Source organism: Bradyrhizobium sp. WYCCWR 13022 (assembly GCF_030435535.1).
Taxonomy (GTDB): Bacteria; Pseudomonadota; Alphaproteobacteria; order Rhizobiales; family Xanthobacteraceae; genus Bradyrhizobium.
Genome location: NZ_JAUIZJ010000023.1, coordinates 157216 through 173163 on the forward strand (window position 1 = coordinate 157216; position 15948 = coordinate 173163).

Annotated in this window: 16 protein-coding genes and 1 tRNA gene; 8 read left to right on the plus strand and 9 right to left on the minus strand. The window is 66.0% G+C overall.

What is annotated here, in order from left to right; genetic code table 11:
* Positions 1-9 precede the first annotated feature (9 nt).
* From QY049_RS27725 to QY049_RS27740, 4 genes are all read left to right on the plus strand, one after another.
* Complete coding sequence (locus QY049_RS27725) at positions 10-1323, plus strand: tetratricopeptide repeat protein (RefSeq protein ID WP_258765015.1); 1314 nt, start codon at positions 10-12, stop codon at positions 1321-1323.
* Between the two features lie 33 nt (positions 1324-1356).
* The gene (locus tag QY049_RS27730) at positions 1357-2175 is read left to right on the plus strand and encodes a CoA transferase subunit A (protein ID WP_258765014.1); all 819 of its coding nucleotides are present in this window, start codon (positions 1357-1359) and stop codon (positions 2173-2175) included.
* A complete protein-coding gene (locus tag QY049_RS27735) occupies positions 2175-2918 on the plus strand; it encodes a CoA-transferase (RefSeq protein ID WP_258765013.1) in 744 nt (247 codons plus the stop codon). The genes QY049_RS27730 and QY049_RS27735 overlap by 1 nt, the downstream gene beginning before the upstream one ends.
* A 213-nt stretch (positions 2919-3131) precedes the next feature.
* Positions 3132-3710, plus strand: a complete 579-nt coding sequence (locus tag QY049_RS27740) for a hypothetical protein (RefSeq protein ID WP_258765012.1) — start codon at positions 3132-3134, stop codon at positions 3708-3710.
* Positions 3711-3716: 6 nt separating this feature from the next.
* On the opposite strand, the gene QY049_RS27745 is transcribed toward QY049_RS27740, so the two are convergent.
* Positions 3717-5276: an oleate hydratase gene (locus QY049_RS27745; RefSeq protein WP_258765011.1), complete on the minus strand. Its 1560-nt coding sequence runs from the start codon at positions 5274-5276 to the stop codon at positions 3717-3719.
* Between the two features lie 242 nt (positions 5277-5518).
* On the opposite strand from QY049_RS27745, the gene QY049_RS27750 reads away from it, so the two are divergent.
* A complete protein-coding gene (locus QY049_RS27750; RefSeq protein ID WP_258765010.1) occupies positions 5519-6094 on the plus strand; it encodes a cysteine hydrolase family protein in 576 nt (191 codons plus the stop codon).
* 111 nt (positions 6095-6205) lie between these two features.
* Positions 6206-6526 (plus strand): hypothetical protein, encoded by a 321-nt coding sequence (locus QY049_RS27755; RefSeq protein WP_194479388.1) that lies wholly within the window; start codon positions 6206-6208, stop codon positions 6524-6526.
* A gap of 36 nt (positions 6527-6562) precedes the next feature.
* Here QY049_RS27755 and QY049_RS27760 read toward each other — a convergent pair whose 3' ends face one another.
* From QY049_RS27760 to QY049_RS27770, 3 genes are read right to left on the minus strand one after another with little or no spacing between them, the layout of a single operon-like run.
* Positions 6563-7834, minus strand: a complete 1272-nt coding sequence (locus tag QY049_RS27760) for an NAD(P)/FAD-dependent oxidoreductase (RefSeq protein WP_258765009.1) — start codon at positions 7832-7834, stop codon at positions 6563-6565.
* Positions 7835-7842: 8 nt separating this feature from the next.
* Positions 7843-8556 carry a dihydrofolate reductase family protein gene (locus QY049_RS27765; RefSeq protein WP_258765008.1) on the minus strand — a complete coding sequence of 238 codons (714 nt, stop codon included), beginning with the start codon at positions 8554-8556 and terminating at the stop codon, positions 7843-7845.
* 13 nt (positions 8557-8569) lie between these two features.
* A complete protein-coding gene (locus tag QY049_RS27770; protein WP_194479385.1) occupies positions 8570-9229 on the minus strand; it encodes an FABP family protein in 660 nt (219 codons plus the stop codon).
* A 243-nt stretch (positions 9230-9472) separates the two neighbouring features.
* On the opposite strand from QY049_RS27770, the gene QY049_RS27775 reads away from it, so the two are divergent.
* Entirely contained in the window at positions 9473-11497 is a 2025-nt protein-coding gene (locus QY049_RS27775; RefSeq protein ID WP_258765007.1) for a PAS domain-containing sensor histidine kinase, read from the plus strand.
* Between the two features lie 33 nt (positions 11498-11530).
* Here the strand turns inward: QY049_RS27775 and QY049_RS27780 are convergent, their stop codons facing one another.
* From QY049_RS27780 to QY049_RS27790, 3 genes are read right to left on the minus strand one after another with little or no spacing between them, the layout of a single operon-like run.
* Positions 11531-12370 carry a bifunctional allantoicase/(S)-ureidoglycine aminohydrolase gene (locus tag QY049_RS27780; protein WP_258765006.1) on the minus strand — a complete coding sequence of 280 codons (840 nt, stop codon included), beginning with the start codon at positions 12368-12370 and terminating at the stop codon, positions 11531-11533.
* Between the two features lie 2 nt (positions 12371-12372).
* Positions 12373-12879 carry an ureidoglycolate lyase gene (locus QY049_RS27785; RefSeq protein WP_258765005.1) on the minus strand — a complete coding sequence of 169 codons (507 nt, stop codon included), beginning with the start codon at positions 12877-12879 and terminating at the stop codon, positions 12373-12375.
* A 24-nt stretch (positions 12880-12903) separates the two neighbouring features.
* Positions 12904-14238, minus strand: coding sequence for a C4-dicarboxylate transporter DctA (locus QY049_RS27790; RefSeq protein ID WP_258766872.1), 1335 nt, complete (start codon positions 14236-14238; stop codon positions 12904-12906).
* A gap of 219 nt (positions 14239-14457) precedes the next feature.
* On the opposite strand from QY049_RS27790, the gene QY049_RS27795 reads away from it, so the two are divergent.
* Positions 14458-15354 carry a LysR substrate-binding domain-containing protein gene (locus QY049_RS27795; RefSeq protein WP_258765004.1) on the plus strand — a complete coding sequence of 299 codons (897 nt, stop codon included), beginning with the start codon at positions 14458-14460 and terminating at the stop codon, positions 15352-15354.
* 116 nt (positions 15355-15470) lie between these two features.
* Here the strand turns inward: QY049_RS27795 and QY049_RS27800 are convergent.
* Together QY049_RS27800 and yacG are read right to left on the minus strand one after the other, a co-directional pair.
* Positions 15471-15546: transfer RNA gene (locus QY049_RS27800), tRNA-Phe, on the minus strand.
* Between the two features lie 172 nt (positions 15547-15718).
* A complete protein-coding gene (gene yacG, locus QY049_RS27805) occupies positions 15719-15901 on the minus strand; it encodes a DNA gyrase inhibitor YacG (RefSeq protein ID WP_258764960.1) in 183 nt (60 codons plus the stop codon).
* Between the last annotated feature and the right edge of the window lie 47 nt (positions 15902-15948).

Here is a 15948-nt window from a genome sequence, read left to right on the forward strand (position 1 = left end):
GAGACGACGATGGCGCATGAAGACCGCTACGGCCTGCAGCTCTCCACCACCTCCGATCAGGCCGCATCCGCCTATCGGGAAGGCGTCGATCTCATGCTTGCGGGGTGGACCGGCACGGCGGAGGCGCTGGAGCGCGCCATCGCCGCCGATCCCGATTTCGCGCTGGCCCACATCACCCGCGCCCGCGTCCACGCCTTCTACCAGCAAGGCGATCTCGCTCGCCAGAAGGCCGCAGCGGCGCGCGAACTCGTCGCCAAACGTGGCACCGAGCGCGAGCGCTCGCATGTCGAGACGCTGGCGCTCGCGATCGAGGGACGCGGGGCCGACGCGATCGCAGCCATGTCCAGGCATATCGAGAGCTGGCCGCGCGATGCCGTGGTGCTGTCGCTGCCGCTCGGCGCGTTCGGCCTGTTCGCCTTCTCCGGCATGGCCGATCACGACCGCGCGCGGCACGAGCTCTGCCAACGCGTCGCGCATCATTATGGCGAGGACTGGTGGTTCCTCACCATGTCCGGCTGGGCGATGACCGAGAATGGCGACGTCGCGCGCGGCCGCGCTGTGACCGAGCGCGGCTTCGACCTTCGTCGCGCCAACGCCCATGCCGCGCACGCCGTGCTGCATGCGATGTTCGAGGATGGCTCTATCGAGGACGCCGACCGCCTCGTCGACGCGTGGATTCCGACCTATGACCGCGCCGGCATCCTGCACGGCCATATCTTGTGGCACCAGGCGCTCGGTGCGCTCGAGCACGGCGATGCCGCTCGCGCACTCAAAATCTATACCGACGTGCTCCAGCCCTCCGCCACCCAGGCGCCGCCGCTCAACGTCATTACCGACAGTGCCTCGCTGCTCTGGCGCCTGTCGGCTTACGGCCACGCGGTGCCGAAGCCGCTCTGGGTCGAGGCCGACGCCGCGGCGCAAAAACTGTTCCCGAAATCGGGCCTGCCCTTCGCCGACGTCCACATGGCGTTGCTCGCAGCCGCGACGCAAAACCGCGAGGCGCTTGCCGCGCGCCTTGCCGTCATCGAGCAGCGGCTCAGCGACGGCAAGCTGCCGGCCGGTGTCGTGGTGCCGGCGATCTGCCGCGCACTGGCAGCCTTTGCGGGTGGGAACTACGCGACTTGCGTGCGCGAGCTGGAGCCAGTCCTTGGCGAGGTGGTGCGCATCGGCGGTAGCCACGCGCAGCGCGAGCTGATCGAGGACACGTTCCTCGTCGCCCTGATGCGCAGCGGCGAGCTGCCGCGCGCCCGCGAGCTGCTCGACGCCCGCCTGCACCGCCGCCCATCCTTGCGCGATAGGCGCTGGCAGGCAGCGATGGCTTGAGGCAGGATGGAGACAACAGACCGGAGGACGCCCATGACCGAGATCGTTGCGCTGGAGGCGCTGGCTGCGCGCGTTGCACCTGGCCAGTCGCTGGCAATCCCCGTCGACGGTTCGGGCGTGGCGATGGCGGCGACCGCAGCGCTGTTGGAGGCCGGCATCCATGACCTCAAGCTGATCTGCGTGCCGATCTCGGGCATGCAGGCCGACCTCCTGATCGGCGCAGGTAGCATCGCCTCGCTCGAAACCAGCGCGGTGTCTCTGGGCGAAGCCGGCGCCGCGCCGCGCTTCACGGCCGGCGTCAAGAACGGCTCCTTCACGATCCGCGACTCCACCTGCCCCGCGATCTATGCCGGCCTGCTCGCCGCGCAGAAGGGCGTGCCGTTCATGCCGATCGCCGGGATCATCGGCAGCGATCTGCTCGACGTGCGGCCGGACTGGCGGGTGATCGACAGTCCCGTCGGCGAGGCGCGCAAGGTGGTCGTGGTGCCCGCGATCTCGCCTGATGTCGCGCTGTTTCACGCGCCCGAGGCCGACCGTGCCGGCAATGTCCGCATCGGCCGGCATCGCGAACTCGCCGACCTCGCTTATGCTTCGAAGCGCACGCTGGTCACCGTGGAGCGCATCGTCGATCGCAATCTGCTGGAAAGCGAGGATTCCGCCGCTGGCGTTCTGCCCTCGCTCTATGTCGACGGCATCGCGGTCGCCGCACGCGGCGCCTGGCCGCTGGCGCTGTGGGACGAATATCCCGCCGACGAGGCCGAGATCGCGCGCTACGCGGCGATGGCGCGCAGCGAGGACGGCTTTCGCGCCTATCTCTCGACCTTCCTGACCCATCGCAAGCAGGTGGCCTGATGTCGGCCGAACGCGAGCGACGCGAGATCCTGATCGCCACCATCGCCGATCTGCTCGACGGCATCCATCATGTCGCCGTCGGCGCGTCGTCGCCGATCCCCGCAGCCGGCGCCATGCTGCTGCGCGCGCGCAACGAACTCGGTGGCAAGCCGCCGGTGCGCATCTCGATCCTGGGGTCGCAGGCGCACAACTTCTTCACGAATGGCGGCATCGAGCTGTTCGACTGTGCCGCGCAAGGCCGGGTCGACGCGTTCTTCCTCGGCGGCGGCCAGATCGACGGCCAGGGCAACATCAACCTGGTCGGCACCGGCGACTATCCCACCAGCAGCGTGCGCTGGCCCGGTTCGTTCGGCTCGGCCTATCTCTATCACCTCATCCCGCGCGTGATCCTGTTTCGCGAAGAACACTCGCCGCGCGTGTTCGTGCCCAAGGTCGATTTCGTCAGCGCCCGCGCCATCACGCCGGAGGTGCCACGCCGCGGCGGGCCCCATGCACTTCTGACCAACATGGCGCTGTTTGACTTCGATCGCGAGGCGGGCAGCTTCGCACTTCGCTCCGTGCACCCGCCGTTCACGCCAGCCGACATCCGTGAGAACACAGGCTTTGACTACCAGGAGGCCGAGGTCGTGCGCGAAACGCCGCGGCCCGATGACGCGACGCTGGCGCTGCTGCGCGGACGGGTTTTCGACGAGCTGGCCGAGACTTATCCGGCCTTTGCGCGGACCATGAAGCAGGCGGCGTGATGTCGGCTCCCCTGCCCGCCACGAAAAAAACACCGGCCTGACGGCAAGTGCCTGCGGATGTGTTGGGGCGATCGGGGCGAATCGCCCATGGGTGGCGCGGTGGTATTCCAGACGGAATTGGTCAGGCAAACGGGGTCGCAACCAAATTGCGATTCGGGGGTTATCGGGCGGAACTTCCGCCCCTCCGTAGCCCCGCGGCACATGAGCCTGACGATGCGCCTCCGCCTGTTAGGTCTGGCTGCAATCCTCGTCTCTTTTGCAAGCCCTTGTTTTGCCGGATCTTCCACCGCGATCCCGGTGAACAATCCGCCGGCCCGGCAAAACTCCCTGGTCGACATGCTCGCGTTGATGTCGGGCCACTGCAAGACACTGACGGTCGCAGGTCGCCGCTTTGCCTGCAAGACCGTGGCCTTTGCTCATGACGACAAGGGCCGGGTCAATTTCGCCGTCGCCGTCGACGACCCCAGCGACGAGAACCACGTCGTGTCGTTCTCCGGCGAGAACGGCAAGCGGGCCGACGACAATTCCTACGAGCTGCCGATCGACCGCATGCTGCTCAACTCCAAGAACCGGCCCAAGGTCGACGGCCTTCCGGTACCGGCAGAGCAGACCTCCACGGGCACCTGCCGCCAGACCGGCAATTTCGCCGCCAGGAAGGTGAACGACGTCACCTGCTCGGCGACCGACAACGAAGGCCGGACCTATGAACTGCTGTTCGTCTCCGACGGCAAGCCTGTGAGCGTGCGCCGCATCAGGCAGTCATCGCCCTCGATCCAGGATCCGTTCAAGTAGCGGCCATCACGCGAACGCCTTCTCCAGCGTCGCGAACATCACGGCGAGCGACTTGTCGTGGCGGGTCACGGCCGGCACCGGGCGGTCGATCTTCATCAGCTGATAGACCGCCGTCTGCGCCGCGCGCACCGAATATTCGACGGTGAAGACGACGTCTTCGGGAATCTCGACGAACTGGCTGACGAAAGCGAGATTCACCGAATTCGTCGGCACCGGCAGCGGCCGGTCGCTGATGCTGCGCGGCATGAACATGCTGGTGATGTAGGGCATGCGGCAGGGAATGCAGATCGCGTCGTCGAACACGGCGCGGTCGAAATTCAAATGGCCGCAGAGCTCCCTCAGGATGTCGGCACCGCCGCAATCCGACATCGGCCTGGCGACGAAATTGCCGACGCGATCGGGATGCAGCGCGTAGCCCCAGAACACCTGGACGTTCTTCGGCTGGCCGGCGAAGTGCGGCTGGTGATAGAGCACGACCGACATCAGCCAGTTGGAATCCCTGAAGGTCACGAGCCCGCCGGTGCCGGCCTTGTTGCCGGAAAACGCTTCCATCCGGTCGAAGAAGCGCGAGTCACGGCAAGTCACCGTGAACGACAGCCAGTAGGATTCGGGAATCGAGCTGTTGAACGCCGACGGGTTGCCGAATTCGGGACGTCCCCTCGCAATCGTCTCCCAGAGCGCCCAGCCCTGGCTGTCGGCCTTGGTCAGATGCGGCGCGGGCTCGGTCATGGTGCCGAGGCTCGAGGCGTCCGTCATCGAGCCGTTCTGGAAGAACACGAGGTCACCGTCCTCGATACGGACATTGGCGGTGCGGCCATCGCGGTCGAGCACGAGTTGGCGCACCCGCAGCTTCTCGCCTGCCTGCTCGAAGGCCATGTCGGTGACGCGCGTGCCCCGCACGAATTGCACGCCTTGCCGCTTCAGCCAGTCCTCGAGCGGCCGCACGATCGCATCATATTGATTGTAGACCGTGCGCTTGACGCCGGCGAGCGTCTCGATGCGCGGGAATTCATTCATGAAGCGGTGCAGATAGCGCTTCAGCTCGACCGCGCTGTGCCAGGGCTGGAAGGCAAAGGTGGTCTGCCACATGTACCAGAAGTTCGATTCGAAGAATTTTGGCGACAGCCAGTCGGTGATGCGACTGCCCCCCAACGTCTCTTCCGACGCTTCGGTGAGGCGCAGCAGTTCGAGTCGATCGCGGGCGGTGAAGCCCATATGCGAGACATCGATCTTGAAGCGGTTGCGATCGACCAGGCGCGCGCGCGAATGCGCGGGGTTCTCCACGTTGAACGCCACGGTCTCGTCGCGCACGCTGTGGCCCGGACGTACGAGCGAAGGGATGTCCGACAGAAGATCCCAGGTGCATTCGTAATGGTCCGTGGTGAGCATCCGGCCGCCGCGCAGCGAATAGGCGCCGTTCTCGAGCAACGCACCGTCGAGACTGCCGCCGACCAGCGGCTGCGCCTCGTAGATCACGACGTCGCGCCCTGACAGATTCGCATCACGGATCAGGAACGCCGCGCCGGCGAGCGATCCGATGCCGCCGCCGATGAAATAAGCCTTCATGCCTTGCCTCGATTGCAGTCCAAGTTCCGGCCCGACATTGCATCGGCGCGCGATGGTCGAGATTGCGCTGGATCAAGCGCGGCCGAGGTCGCGATTTCAAATCGAAGTGAGTGCTCTGTCGTCTCGGAGCACCACGGCTTCCCGCGCCGCACCCGTGAGGCCGTCCCGAAACGAGGGATAATCGGCATTGCCTGAGCCGGCGAACGCCTCGCATAGTCTGCAAAACTGCGGAATCCCTCGCCATGCCCCATCCCCTCCCTGCTCTCATCGTTGTCGACGTCCAACGGGCATTCGACGAATGGGAGGCTGCGGGCAAGCGGCGCAACAATCCGCATGCGGTGGCGCGCATCGCGGACCTGCTCGCAGCATTCAGGGCGCGCGGCGCGCCGATCTTCCACATCCGCCACGAAGGCACCAAGTCGAACTCGACCTTCCTGCCCTCGCGTTCCGGCTATGCCGTCAAGGACGAAGCGCGCGAGCAGGGCGGCGAGGTCGTGATCGTCAAGCGCGTCAACAGCGCCTTCATCGGCACCGACCTCGAGACACGCCTGCGCACTGATAACATCGCTACGCTGGTGATCTGCGGTGCCACCACCAATCATTGCGTGGAGACGACGACACGCATGGCCGGCAATCTCGGCTTCGATGCGCAACTCGTGCGCGATGCGACCTGGACATTCGACCGCGTCGGCCCCGATGGCGAGACGCATTCGGCCGAGGAGATCCACGCGATGACGTTGACGAATCTGAATGGTGAATTCGCCCGCATCGTGACCGCGAACGAGGTGATCGCTTCGCTTGCAGCGCTGCGACAATAGACCTCAGCGCGCTTTCCGCGCTGATCGTCTGCGTCGTTTCGACGCCCGCCCTCGCCGGAACGCAAGCAGCGCCCATCTGTTGTCACTCGACTTCTCAACTGGAGTGATGACATGAAGTATCTCTTTGTCGCGATGGCTGTCGGCGCTGCGGCGTTGGCCGGTGGATCCGCAGCCAACGCGGCCGGCGGTGGCAAGGCCAAGCCGAGCACGCAGGCGCGCCAATCGACCGACATCAGCGCGCAGCACAGGCACGGCCATCGCGGTCATCGCCATCACCACTGGCGCCCGCATCACCACGGCTATTATCGGCCGCACTATCGCAGCTACGGCTACTATCCGCGGCACCACCGCTACTACGGCGGCGGACCCTATGGCTATTACGGCGGCGGCGGTCCCGGCGTGACGTTCAGCTTCGGCGGCAATCGCTGGTGAGACAACAAGGCCCGCGGAGATGCGGGCCTTCCTTTCTCATCCCCGCAGGATCATCTCCGCCGTTTCTAGCCCGCTCGCGAGCGCCGCCTCGACCGTTCCCATGTCGCGGCCGCGATAGAGCGCCTCGCCTGAGAACAGCACCGGGCCGTCGGCGCGCGCCAGGCGCTCCTGCGCCGCGCGCGTCCGCGGCGTCGCCCAGGAATAGGCGCCGCGGGCAAAGGGATCGTGCGCCCAGTTGGCGGCTTCGGCCGCCACGAGATCCCGTGCGATCTCCTCGCGCGGAATGCCGAAGATGGCGGCGAGCGAAGAGATCCCGGCGTCGATCAATCCCCGTGGATCAAGGTGCGACAGCTCCGCAGTCCGCGGACCGCCGAACCATCCCGTCAGCACCGGATGCTGGTCCGGTCGACGCGTCCACCACACCGGGATGGTCTCGTCCGACAACAGGAACAACATATCGGCGAGCTCTTCGCGCCGCTCGCGCCACCATGGCCGCGTAAATCGCAGCAGGATCTTGATGACGCTGCCGAAGCCGATATCGTCGGCGGCTGCCGCCTTTGCGCGCGCGGCTGGCGGCAACGCGATCTCGCGCAATAGCGGCAGCGGCACGGTGACGATCACGCGATCGCAGAGTTGCACCTCGCCGCCGGCGCACCGGACGGCGACCCTGCCCCCGTCCTCCTCGATCGTCGTGACCACGGCGCCGAAACGAATGGCAACGCCGGACTTGCGGCACTGCGCCGTCAGAAAATCGATCAGGCCGCCATAGCCGCCGTCGATGCGTGCCTGTGTCGCATGTCCGTCGTTCATCCATTCGTCCCGTAGCGCCAATGTCGAGGCACGCGCGGGGTCGGCCGCGTCATAGCCCTCGACCATGCGCTCGACGGCGTGCCGCAACCGCGCGTAGTCCGGTCCTGCGAAATGACGGCGCAGGAACTCGGCGACGGTGAGATCCTCCGTCAGATCCTTGACTGCGGCATGAAGCTGCTCGTCGTAGGGATCGCGCGGGCTCTCGCGCGAGAACGTCGTGCCGTCGAAGCTCCATTGCGCGCCGCCGATCGTCCGCACCGTCAGCCCCGCCTCGCGCACGAGGCCGCGCGTGACCGGCGCCTCGCCATGGACGAACTCGGCGCCCCCATCGGCGGGATAGCCGAACCTGGATGCTGGCAGCGGATGGATGCGCCCGCCGCAGCGCTCGCGCGCCTCCAGGATCGCGACGCGCCTGCCGCCGTGCGCGAGCACGCGCGCGGCCATCAGGCCGGCCGCGCCGGCGCCGACGATGACGATGTGGTTCGGCTTGTCCGGCATGCGGGTCGCTATTGGCGCGCGGGATCGTTCTGGATCAGATAGCGCAGCAGCAGCACGCCGCCGCCGACATCCCGTGTGCTCTCCAGCGTCATCGCGGCGAGCGGCGCGCGCTTGTCCTGGTCTTCCTCGGTCGAATCGAACACGAAGGGCGCACCTTTGGCGCCGTCGATCGCGGGGCTGAGGATCAGGTTGAACTCGTCGATCAGGCCGGCGCGCAGGAAGGCCCCGTTGGCGACACCGCCGCCTTCCACCAGCAGGCGCTTCACGCCAAGCTCGCGATTGAGAATCTCGATCGCCAGCGCGAGGTCGATCTCGGATTTGCCGGCGAAGATGTAGGACACGCCCTCGCCACGCAGGCCGGCGAGATGCGAATCCGGCACGCCCTCGGTCAGCACCGCCACGATTGGATCGCCGCCGATATCCGAGCGGCCCCAGCCGATCTTGCCGTGCGCATCGAGCACGACGCCGTAGGTCTTGACATTGTTCTTGGCATCGCGCCGCGCGAACCAGTTTTCGCGGGGCAGCTTCTCACCCGTCTCGGGATAGGGCTTGCCCTTGGCGAACTCCGAGCCGGTGACGCGGCCGATCACCCAGGCATCGCCGCCGAGTTCGTCATGGATCTTCTCGAACCAGTCGGTGCCGGCGCCCTTCGGGCGCCAGCGGCTCGGATGGGTGCGGCCATCGAGGCTCGAATGCATCAGGCAGATGACGTAGGGCTTCATGCAAATTCTCTTCTCAGGCGGGCTTGTTGCCCTTGGCGCGATTGTTGACGATCGTCGCGAGCGGATTCAGTTTTGGCGGTGCGACCAGCAGAAGCGTATTGCTGTCGTGATGGTTGAACGGCGCGCCGCGGACGAACAACGCGGTTTGGATCAGATAGCTCCAGCTGCCGTCGTCGTTGAAGGTGATGTCGCAACGGTAGGAGTCGGTGCGGAAGGCTCGTTCCAGGAAGTCGGTCGAGCAGATCCCGTAAGAAGTGTCGCCGCGCTTCGCCGTGACCGAGATCTTCTTGTCATCCGCCTTGGCCTGGCCCGAAGCCAGCAGCACCTGTCCGCGCGGGATCGCCAGCGTCTGCATGATCAGCCCGGTCGCGGGCTCCCACAGCCAATAGCCGACCTGGTCGTGGAAGGTGATGTCTTCCTCGGGCGTATTGATGTGGATGTGATAGCGCAGCCCGTAGAACAGCTGCGGCCCGTTCGCCTGCGGATCAATCGGGTCCATCCGGATGTGCTCGATGAAGGTCCGCCGCTCCGGCCCATCCGCCTTCGGATTGATGTCGATGCCCTTGTCCGCCTGCCAGGTGCCGGCGAGCCGGCGGAGTGGCCCGAGATTGGCAAGACTGTCCGGAGAAACGTCCTCGGGCTCGGTGAAGATGTCGGCGGGAATGGGGAGCATGGCGACCTCGCAACGTTGCGCGCAGCAGCAATACCACACGGCCGGCGCGAATCGAGCGGAATGGAACTCGAAGGCTGCATGCGCGTTATGAGCCGTTGAGTGCGAGTCCTCGAAATCCGGGCTCGAATGGGCAAGGATGCCCAATCATGTCATGCGTCACGAGGGGGTCCGGTGCTGTCGGAGAAAGCTGCTCGGCAGTCAACTGAAGTGGGCTTCCCCTCCGACGGAGGCGAGCTGGGTTCGATGATGCGTGCCCTCGACTGGTCGCGCTCGCCGCTCGGACCTCCCCGTCAATGGTCCCAGGCCCTCAAGACGACGGTCAGCATGTTGCTGGCCGCTCAGGCCCAGATCGTGCTGTTCTGGGGCCCCGAATATGTCGCGCTGTACAACGACGCCTATGCGCCGGGCATCGGCGCCAATCACCCCCGCGCGCTCGGCCGTCCCGCGATCGAGAACTGGGGCGAGCTGTGGGACGATCTCGAGCCGCTGCTATCGGGCGTGCGCCAAACGAGAAAGACATTCGCGGCGAAGGACCGCCCATTCTACGTCGAGCGCCACGGCTACGGCGAGACGAGTTACTGGGACGTCTCCTACTCGGCCGTGCCCGATGACGATGGCTCGGTCGGCGGCGTTCTCTGCATCGTCTCCGAGACCACCGAGCGCGTTCTCGGCGAGACGCAGTTGCGGGCGAGCGAAGCGCGCTACAAGGAGCTGAACGCCACACTCGAACAGCGCGTGGCCGAACGCACCGCCGAGCGTCACTTGCTCGCCACCATCGTGGAAACCACCGACGGGCAGATCCAGGCGCTCGATCTCGGTTATCGCTGGCTCGCGATCAACGCCTCATGCGCGGACGCCTATCAGCGCATCTACGGCAAGCGGCCGAAGGTCGGCGATTCCCTGCACGAATTCCTCGCCGACCGGCCCGAGCATCTCGCGGCCGCCCTTGCGATCTGGGGCCGGGCGCTGGCTGGCGAAGCCTTCACCAATATCGAGGAGTTCGGCGATCCGCATTTCGACCGCCGCGTCTACGAGATGAAGTTCGAGGCGCTGCGCGCTCCCGACGGCACGCGGATCGGCGCGTTCCTGACCGGGACGGACGTGACCGATCGCCTGGAGGAGCAGGCGCGACTCGCACAGGCCGAGGAAGCGCTGCGCCAGGCCCAGAAGATGGAGGCGATGGGCCAGCTCACCGGGGGCGTCGCGCATGACTTCAACAATCTGCTGACGCCGATCGTCGGCCTGCTCGACCTGTTCCAGCGCAAGGGCATCGGCGGCGAGCGCGAGCATCGCCTGATCGCCGGCGCCGCGCAGGCAGCCGAGCGCGCCAAGACGCTGGTGCAGCGCTTGCTTGCCTTCGCGCGCCGGCAGCCGCTTCAGGCCGTTCCGGTCGACATCGGCCGGCTCGTGGCCGACATGGGCGAGCTGATCTCCAGCACGACAGGACCGCAGATCCAGGTGACGGTGGACACGCCGGACGGGCTTCCCGAGGCCATGGCCGATCCCAACCAGATCGAGATGGCGATCCTGAACCTCAGCGTGAACGCTCGCGATGCCATGCCCGACGGCGGACGCTTGCGCATCTCCGCCAAGGCCAGGACGATCGAAGCCTCGCAAGCCTATCGCCTGGCGCCGGGCGAGTATGTCTGCATCTCCGTCGCGGATACCGGCATCGGCATGGACGAGAAGACGCTGGCTCATGCCGTCGAGCCTTTCTTCTCGACCAAGGGCATCGGACAAGGGACCGGTCTCGGCCTCTCGATGGTCCACGGCCTTGCCTCGCAGCTCGGCGGCGCGCTGATCATCAAGAGTGCGGCGGGATCAGGCACCACGGTGGAATTGTGGCTGCCGGTGAGCCATGCCGCCGCTGGCGCGATCGATGCCGTCACGGAGTCAAAACTGCGACCGCTGCCCGCCGGCACGGCGCTGCTGGTGGACGACGAGCCGCTGGTGCGCATGAGCACGGCCGAAATGCTGAGCGAACTCGGTTACCGCGTCGTCGAAGCCGCTTCGGCGGAGGACGCGCTTCAACGCGTCAAGGACGGCCTGCGCCCGGACCTGCTGGTCACGGACCACCTGATGCCCGGCATGAGCGGAACGGACCTCGGGCTGGCGCTGCGCCATCAATACCCCGAGATCCAGATCCTCGTCGTGTCAGGCTACGCCAACAACGAAGGCATCACGCCGGACCTGTCGCGCCTGACGAAGCCGTTCCGAAGCGACGAGCTCGCGGCGAGCCTGGCGAATTTGGCGAACGCGGGACGGTAAGGGACGCTTGGGGCTCTTGATCCGGCGCGTCGGCTAGATCAGCGGCGCGCCCTGCCGCAGATTCATGTGGCGGTTGACGTCCTTGTAGAGCAGATAGCGGAACCGGCCGGGGCCGCCCGCGTAGCAGGCCTGCGGGCAGAACGCGCGGAGCCACATATAGTCGCCGGCCTCGACCTCCACCCAATCGCGATTGAGACGATAGACCGCCTTGCCCTCGAGCACGTAAAGCCCGTGCTCCATGACATGCGTCTCGGTGAAGGGGATCGTCGCCCCCGGCTCGAAGGTCACGATGTTGATGTGCATGTCGTATCGCATGTCGGCGGGATCGATGAAGCGCGTGGTGGCCCACCGCCCCTCCGTATCGGGCATCGCCACCGGCGCGATCGATTCTTCGTTGGTCACGATCGGCTCGGGCTCGGCCAATCCTGGCACGCGCTGGTACAGCTTGCGAATCCAGTGGAGCTGGGCCGAGTTCGAACTGCGATTGCGCAGGCTCCAGCCGCAGCCGGGCGGCAGATAGGCGAAGCCGCCGGCTTTCAGCTCCCTGTCCTTGCCCGCCAGCGTGAGCGTGACCTGCCCGCCCGCGACGAACAGCGCACCCTCGGCGTCCTTCTCGGGCTCGGGGATATCGCTGCCCCCCGCGGGCGCGATGTCCATCAGATAATGGGAGAACGTCTCGGCGAAACCGGAGAGCGGCCGCGCCAGCACCCAGACGCGCGTGTCGTCCCAGTGCGGCAGGTGGCTGACGACGATATCGCGCTGCACGCTGTTTGGAATGACGGCGTAAGCGGTCGTGAAGACCGCGCGGCCGCTCAGGAGATCCGTTTGCGGCGGCAGGCCGCCCTGCGGGACGTGATAGGTTCGCGACGACATCGTCAGGCCTCGTGGTGTTCAGGCATGAGATCGAGCTGCATGGTCTCGTCCAGCCAATATTCTTCGAGATTGTTGCCATCGCCCTTGCGGTCGACGACGAGGAACGGGCTTGAATCCTCGAGCACCAGCAGTGGATGGTGCCAGCAGTTGCGTGCATAGTTCACGCCCTGATGCCCCGTCGCCGCGAATGCCCGATAGCTCGCGGCATGGCGCGGATCGGTGCAAACCACGACCAGCCAGCTCACGCGACCAAGCGGCATGAACAACTGGCTGCCGAGCGGATGGCGTTCCATCAGGCGAATCGCGATCGGCGCAGGACGCAAGGAGGCGACAAACCAGCTGATGTTGGTCTGTCCGCCTTCCGCGGCGACGTCGATATTGGCGAGGTCGTTGAAGCGCCTGGCAAAACCCTGGTTGATCGACAGGGGGATCACCCCCTCCGTTTCGATGACCTCGCCGAACGGCGCGAACGCCGGCTTCGTCAGGGGCTCGATCGAAAGGGTCGCCATCGTCAACCTCGCTTGTTTCCGCGCTCAAAGCGTTTGCAGGCCCGCGAGGGGAGCAACCGCACCATCAGGCTCGGCCTGCAAAGTCTCGCGCAAGGGATCGATCTCGCCGTTCAGGATGCGATGCGCCTTGGCGTGGTCGAGATCGCCCTCCCATGCGGCAACGACGACCGTCGCAACGCAGTTTCCGACATAATTGCCGAGCGCGCGAGCGATACCGATGAACCAGTCCACCGACAAGATCAGCACGAGGCCGATCGCCGGGATGGCCGGGATCGCCGACAGCGTCGCGGCGAGCACGACGATGGCCGAGCCCGGAACGCCATGGGCGCCCTTGGAGGTGAGCAGCGCGACGCCGAGGATCGCCAGAAGATCGCTCAGGGCCAGCGGCGTGTTGGTCGCCTGCGCGATGAAGACCGCCGCCAGGGTCAGGTAGATCGAGAACGCATCCAGGTTGAACGAGTACCCGGTCGGAATGACGAGGCCGACGGTCGATCGCTTGATGCCGAGCAGCTCGAGCTTGCGCATGGTCTGCGGCAGCACGCTGTCGCCCGCGGCCGTGCCGAGCACGATCATCAGTTCCTCGCGCAAGTATGCGAGTAGCTTGAACAGGCTGAAGCCGGACAGCCGCATGATCGATCCGAGGACGATCACCACGAACAGCACCACCGCCAGGTAGAACAGGCCGACGAGGCCACCGAGCTGCTTGAGCGAGCCGATGCCGTACTTGCCGACGGTGAAGGCGATCGCGCCGAACACGCCGATCGGGGCGAGCCGGACGACGAAGTTCATCATCTTGAAGATGATCTCGTTGACGCGCTCGATGAAATCGACCACCGGCCTTGCGCGCTCGCCGCACAATGACACTGCGCAGCCGAACATGATCGAGACGATCAGGACTTGCAGGACGTCGCCGGAGCTGAACGCGCCGACGATGGTGGACGGGATCAGCTTCATCAGGAACTCGGAGACGCCGCCGCCGGCGACCTGGGCCGCGGTCTGGCTGAAGCCGCTGAGCGCCTTGGCATCGAGCGTGCTGGGATCGATGTTCATGCCGGCGCCGGGCTGGAAGTAGTAGGCGAGCGCGATGCCGAACACCAAGGCGATCGTCGTGACGATCTCGAAATAGAGCAGCGAGCGAATCCCGACTCGTCCGACCTTCGAAAGGTCCCCGGCCGCCGAGATGCCCTGCACCACGACGCAGAACACGATGACGGGCACCAGCATCTTGATCAGCTTGATGAAGCCGTCGCCGAGCGGCTTCATCTGCAAGGCCGTATCCGGATAGGCCACGCCCAGCGCGATGCCGAGTGCGAGTGCGACGACGACCTGGAAGAAGAGGGACTTGAAAATCCTGGGCATGAAAGTCTTGGACATGGCTTTCCTCGCTCGCGGGGCTGGTGTCTGTCTGGCTTGGTCGGCTCGAGCCTTTCGCCATTCTTGTCATTGGCAGCGGCGCGACGCCGCTGCGTGCAGGGCCGTCAGCCGCTTGCACGCGGACGAAGGCGCCATCGGTCATTCGTTGACCAGGTGCGACATCAAGTCCAATATATAGAACGACACGATTGATAGGTTTTCGCTATGGACCTCCGCCAGGTCAGGTACTTCATCGCGGTCGCCGAGGAGCGCAGCTTCACCCTCGCCGCGCGGCGGCTGAACTTGTCGCAGCCGCCGCTCAGCCAGCACATCCAGGCGCTCGAGGCCGAGCTCGGCACCCAGCTGCTCTACAGGACCAGCCGCAAGGTGGAGCTGACGCAGGCCGGCGAAGCGATGCTGCTGCGCGGGCGCGCCATCCTGCAGCAGGTCAAGTCCGCGGAAGACGAGGTGCGCTCGATCGGCGCCGGCCTGGTCGGAACGCTGGATCTCGGCGCGACCGGCTCGATCCTGCGCGGCCGTCTCGCGGAGCTGCTGGCGGCCTACCGGGAGGTCGCGCCGTTGGTCAGGATGACGGTGCACGAGCAGGCGCCGGCGCGGCAGATCGCGGCGCTCCTCAATCGCACGACCAACATCTCGCTCATTCGCGGCGTTCCGACCGAACGCGAGCTGAGCAGCAAGCTGGCGTGGCGGGAAGAGGTCGTTCTCGCCGTACCCCGCACCCACCGCCTGGCCAAGCGCAAGCGCGTCGCCCTTGCCGAACTGGCCTCGGAGGATCACGTCGTCCTCGACCCCGACAGCTCCGACTTCGCGCGCTATGTGCAGACATGCTGCGTCGATGCCGGCTTCCTGCCGAAAGTGTCCCAGCAGGTCGTCGACGCGCAGTCGATCCCGAGCCTGATCGCGGCCGGCTTCGGCGTCGCCCTCGTGCCGCAGTCGATCGCGCGTTTCACCACAGCCGACATCGCGTTTCGCCCGATCAGACCCTCACCGCCCGCGGCCGACGTGTTCCTGGTGTTTAGACAGGACGAGACGTCGATGGTGGTGCACAATTTCATCAAGCTCGCGCTGCGGTATCTGGGGCGAGGGAAGAGGGTGGCGTAAATCGTAGGGGCACGAGAGTGCCTGGCGAGACCACGCGCGCCTTGAGCAGGCTGCGGGAGCACAAAGGCGGTCGAATTTGTGGAGCTGGCTGGGTGGTTAGGCTCTCAGAAGAGCCGTGGTGCCCAGGGGCGGAATCGAACCACCGACACTGCGATTTTCAGTCGCATGCTCTACCAACTGAGCTACCTGGGCTTGCTGTGCGAAGGACCAAGGCCCATCGAGCGGGCGGTTTATAGTGGGCTCGCAGCGGCCTGTCTACCCACGCTTCGCCTTCGGCTTCGCGAGGCGCGGCCCGGCTGTGCACAAGGCGGCCCGGGTTTGCCGCGGCAAGCCGGACATCCGTTCAAGGCATTGATATTACTTGCTATTCTACGTCATCCACCTCGTCGTCCCGGCCGGGGATGACGTAGGAGCCTTTGAGCCAGCGGTTCAGGTCGACGTCACGGCAGCGCGAGGAGCAGAACGGGCGGGTGGCCTGCGCCTGCGGCTTGCCGCAGATCGGGCAGGTCTTGAGGGGCGAGGCGGGCTTTTTGACGTGGTCGTCCATGATGGCGGCAGTCTACACGAGATGAGAGGGTTCAAGCGCCCCTCGGC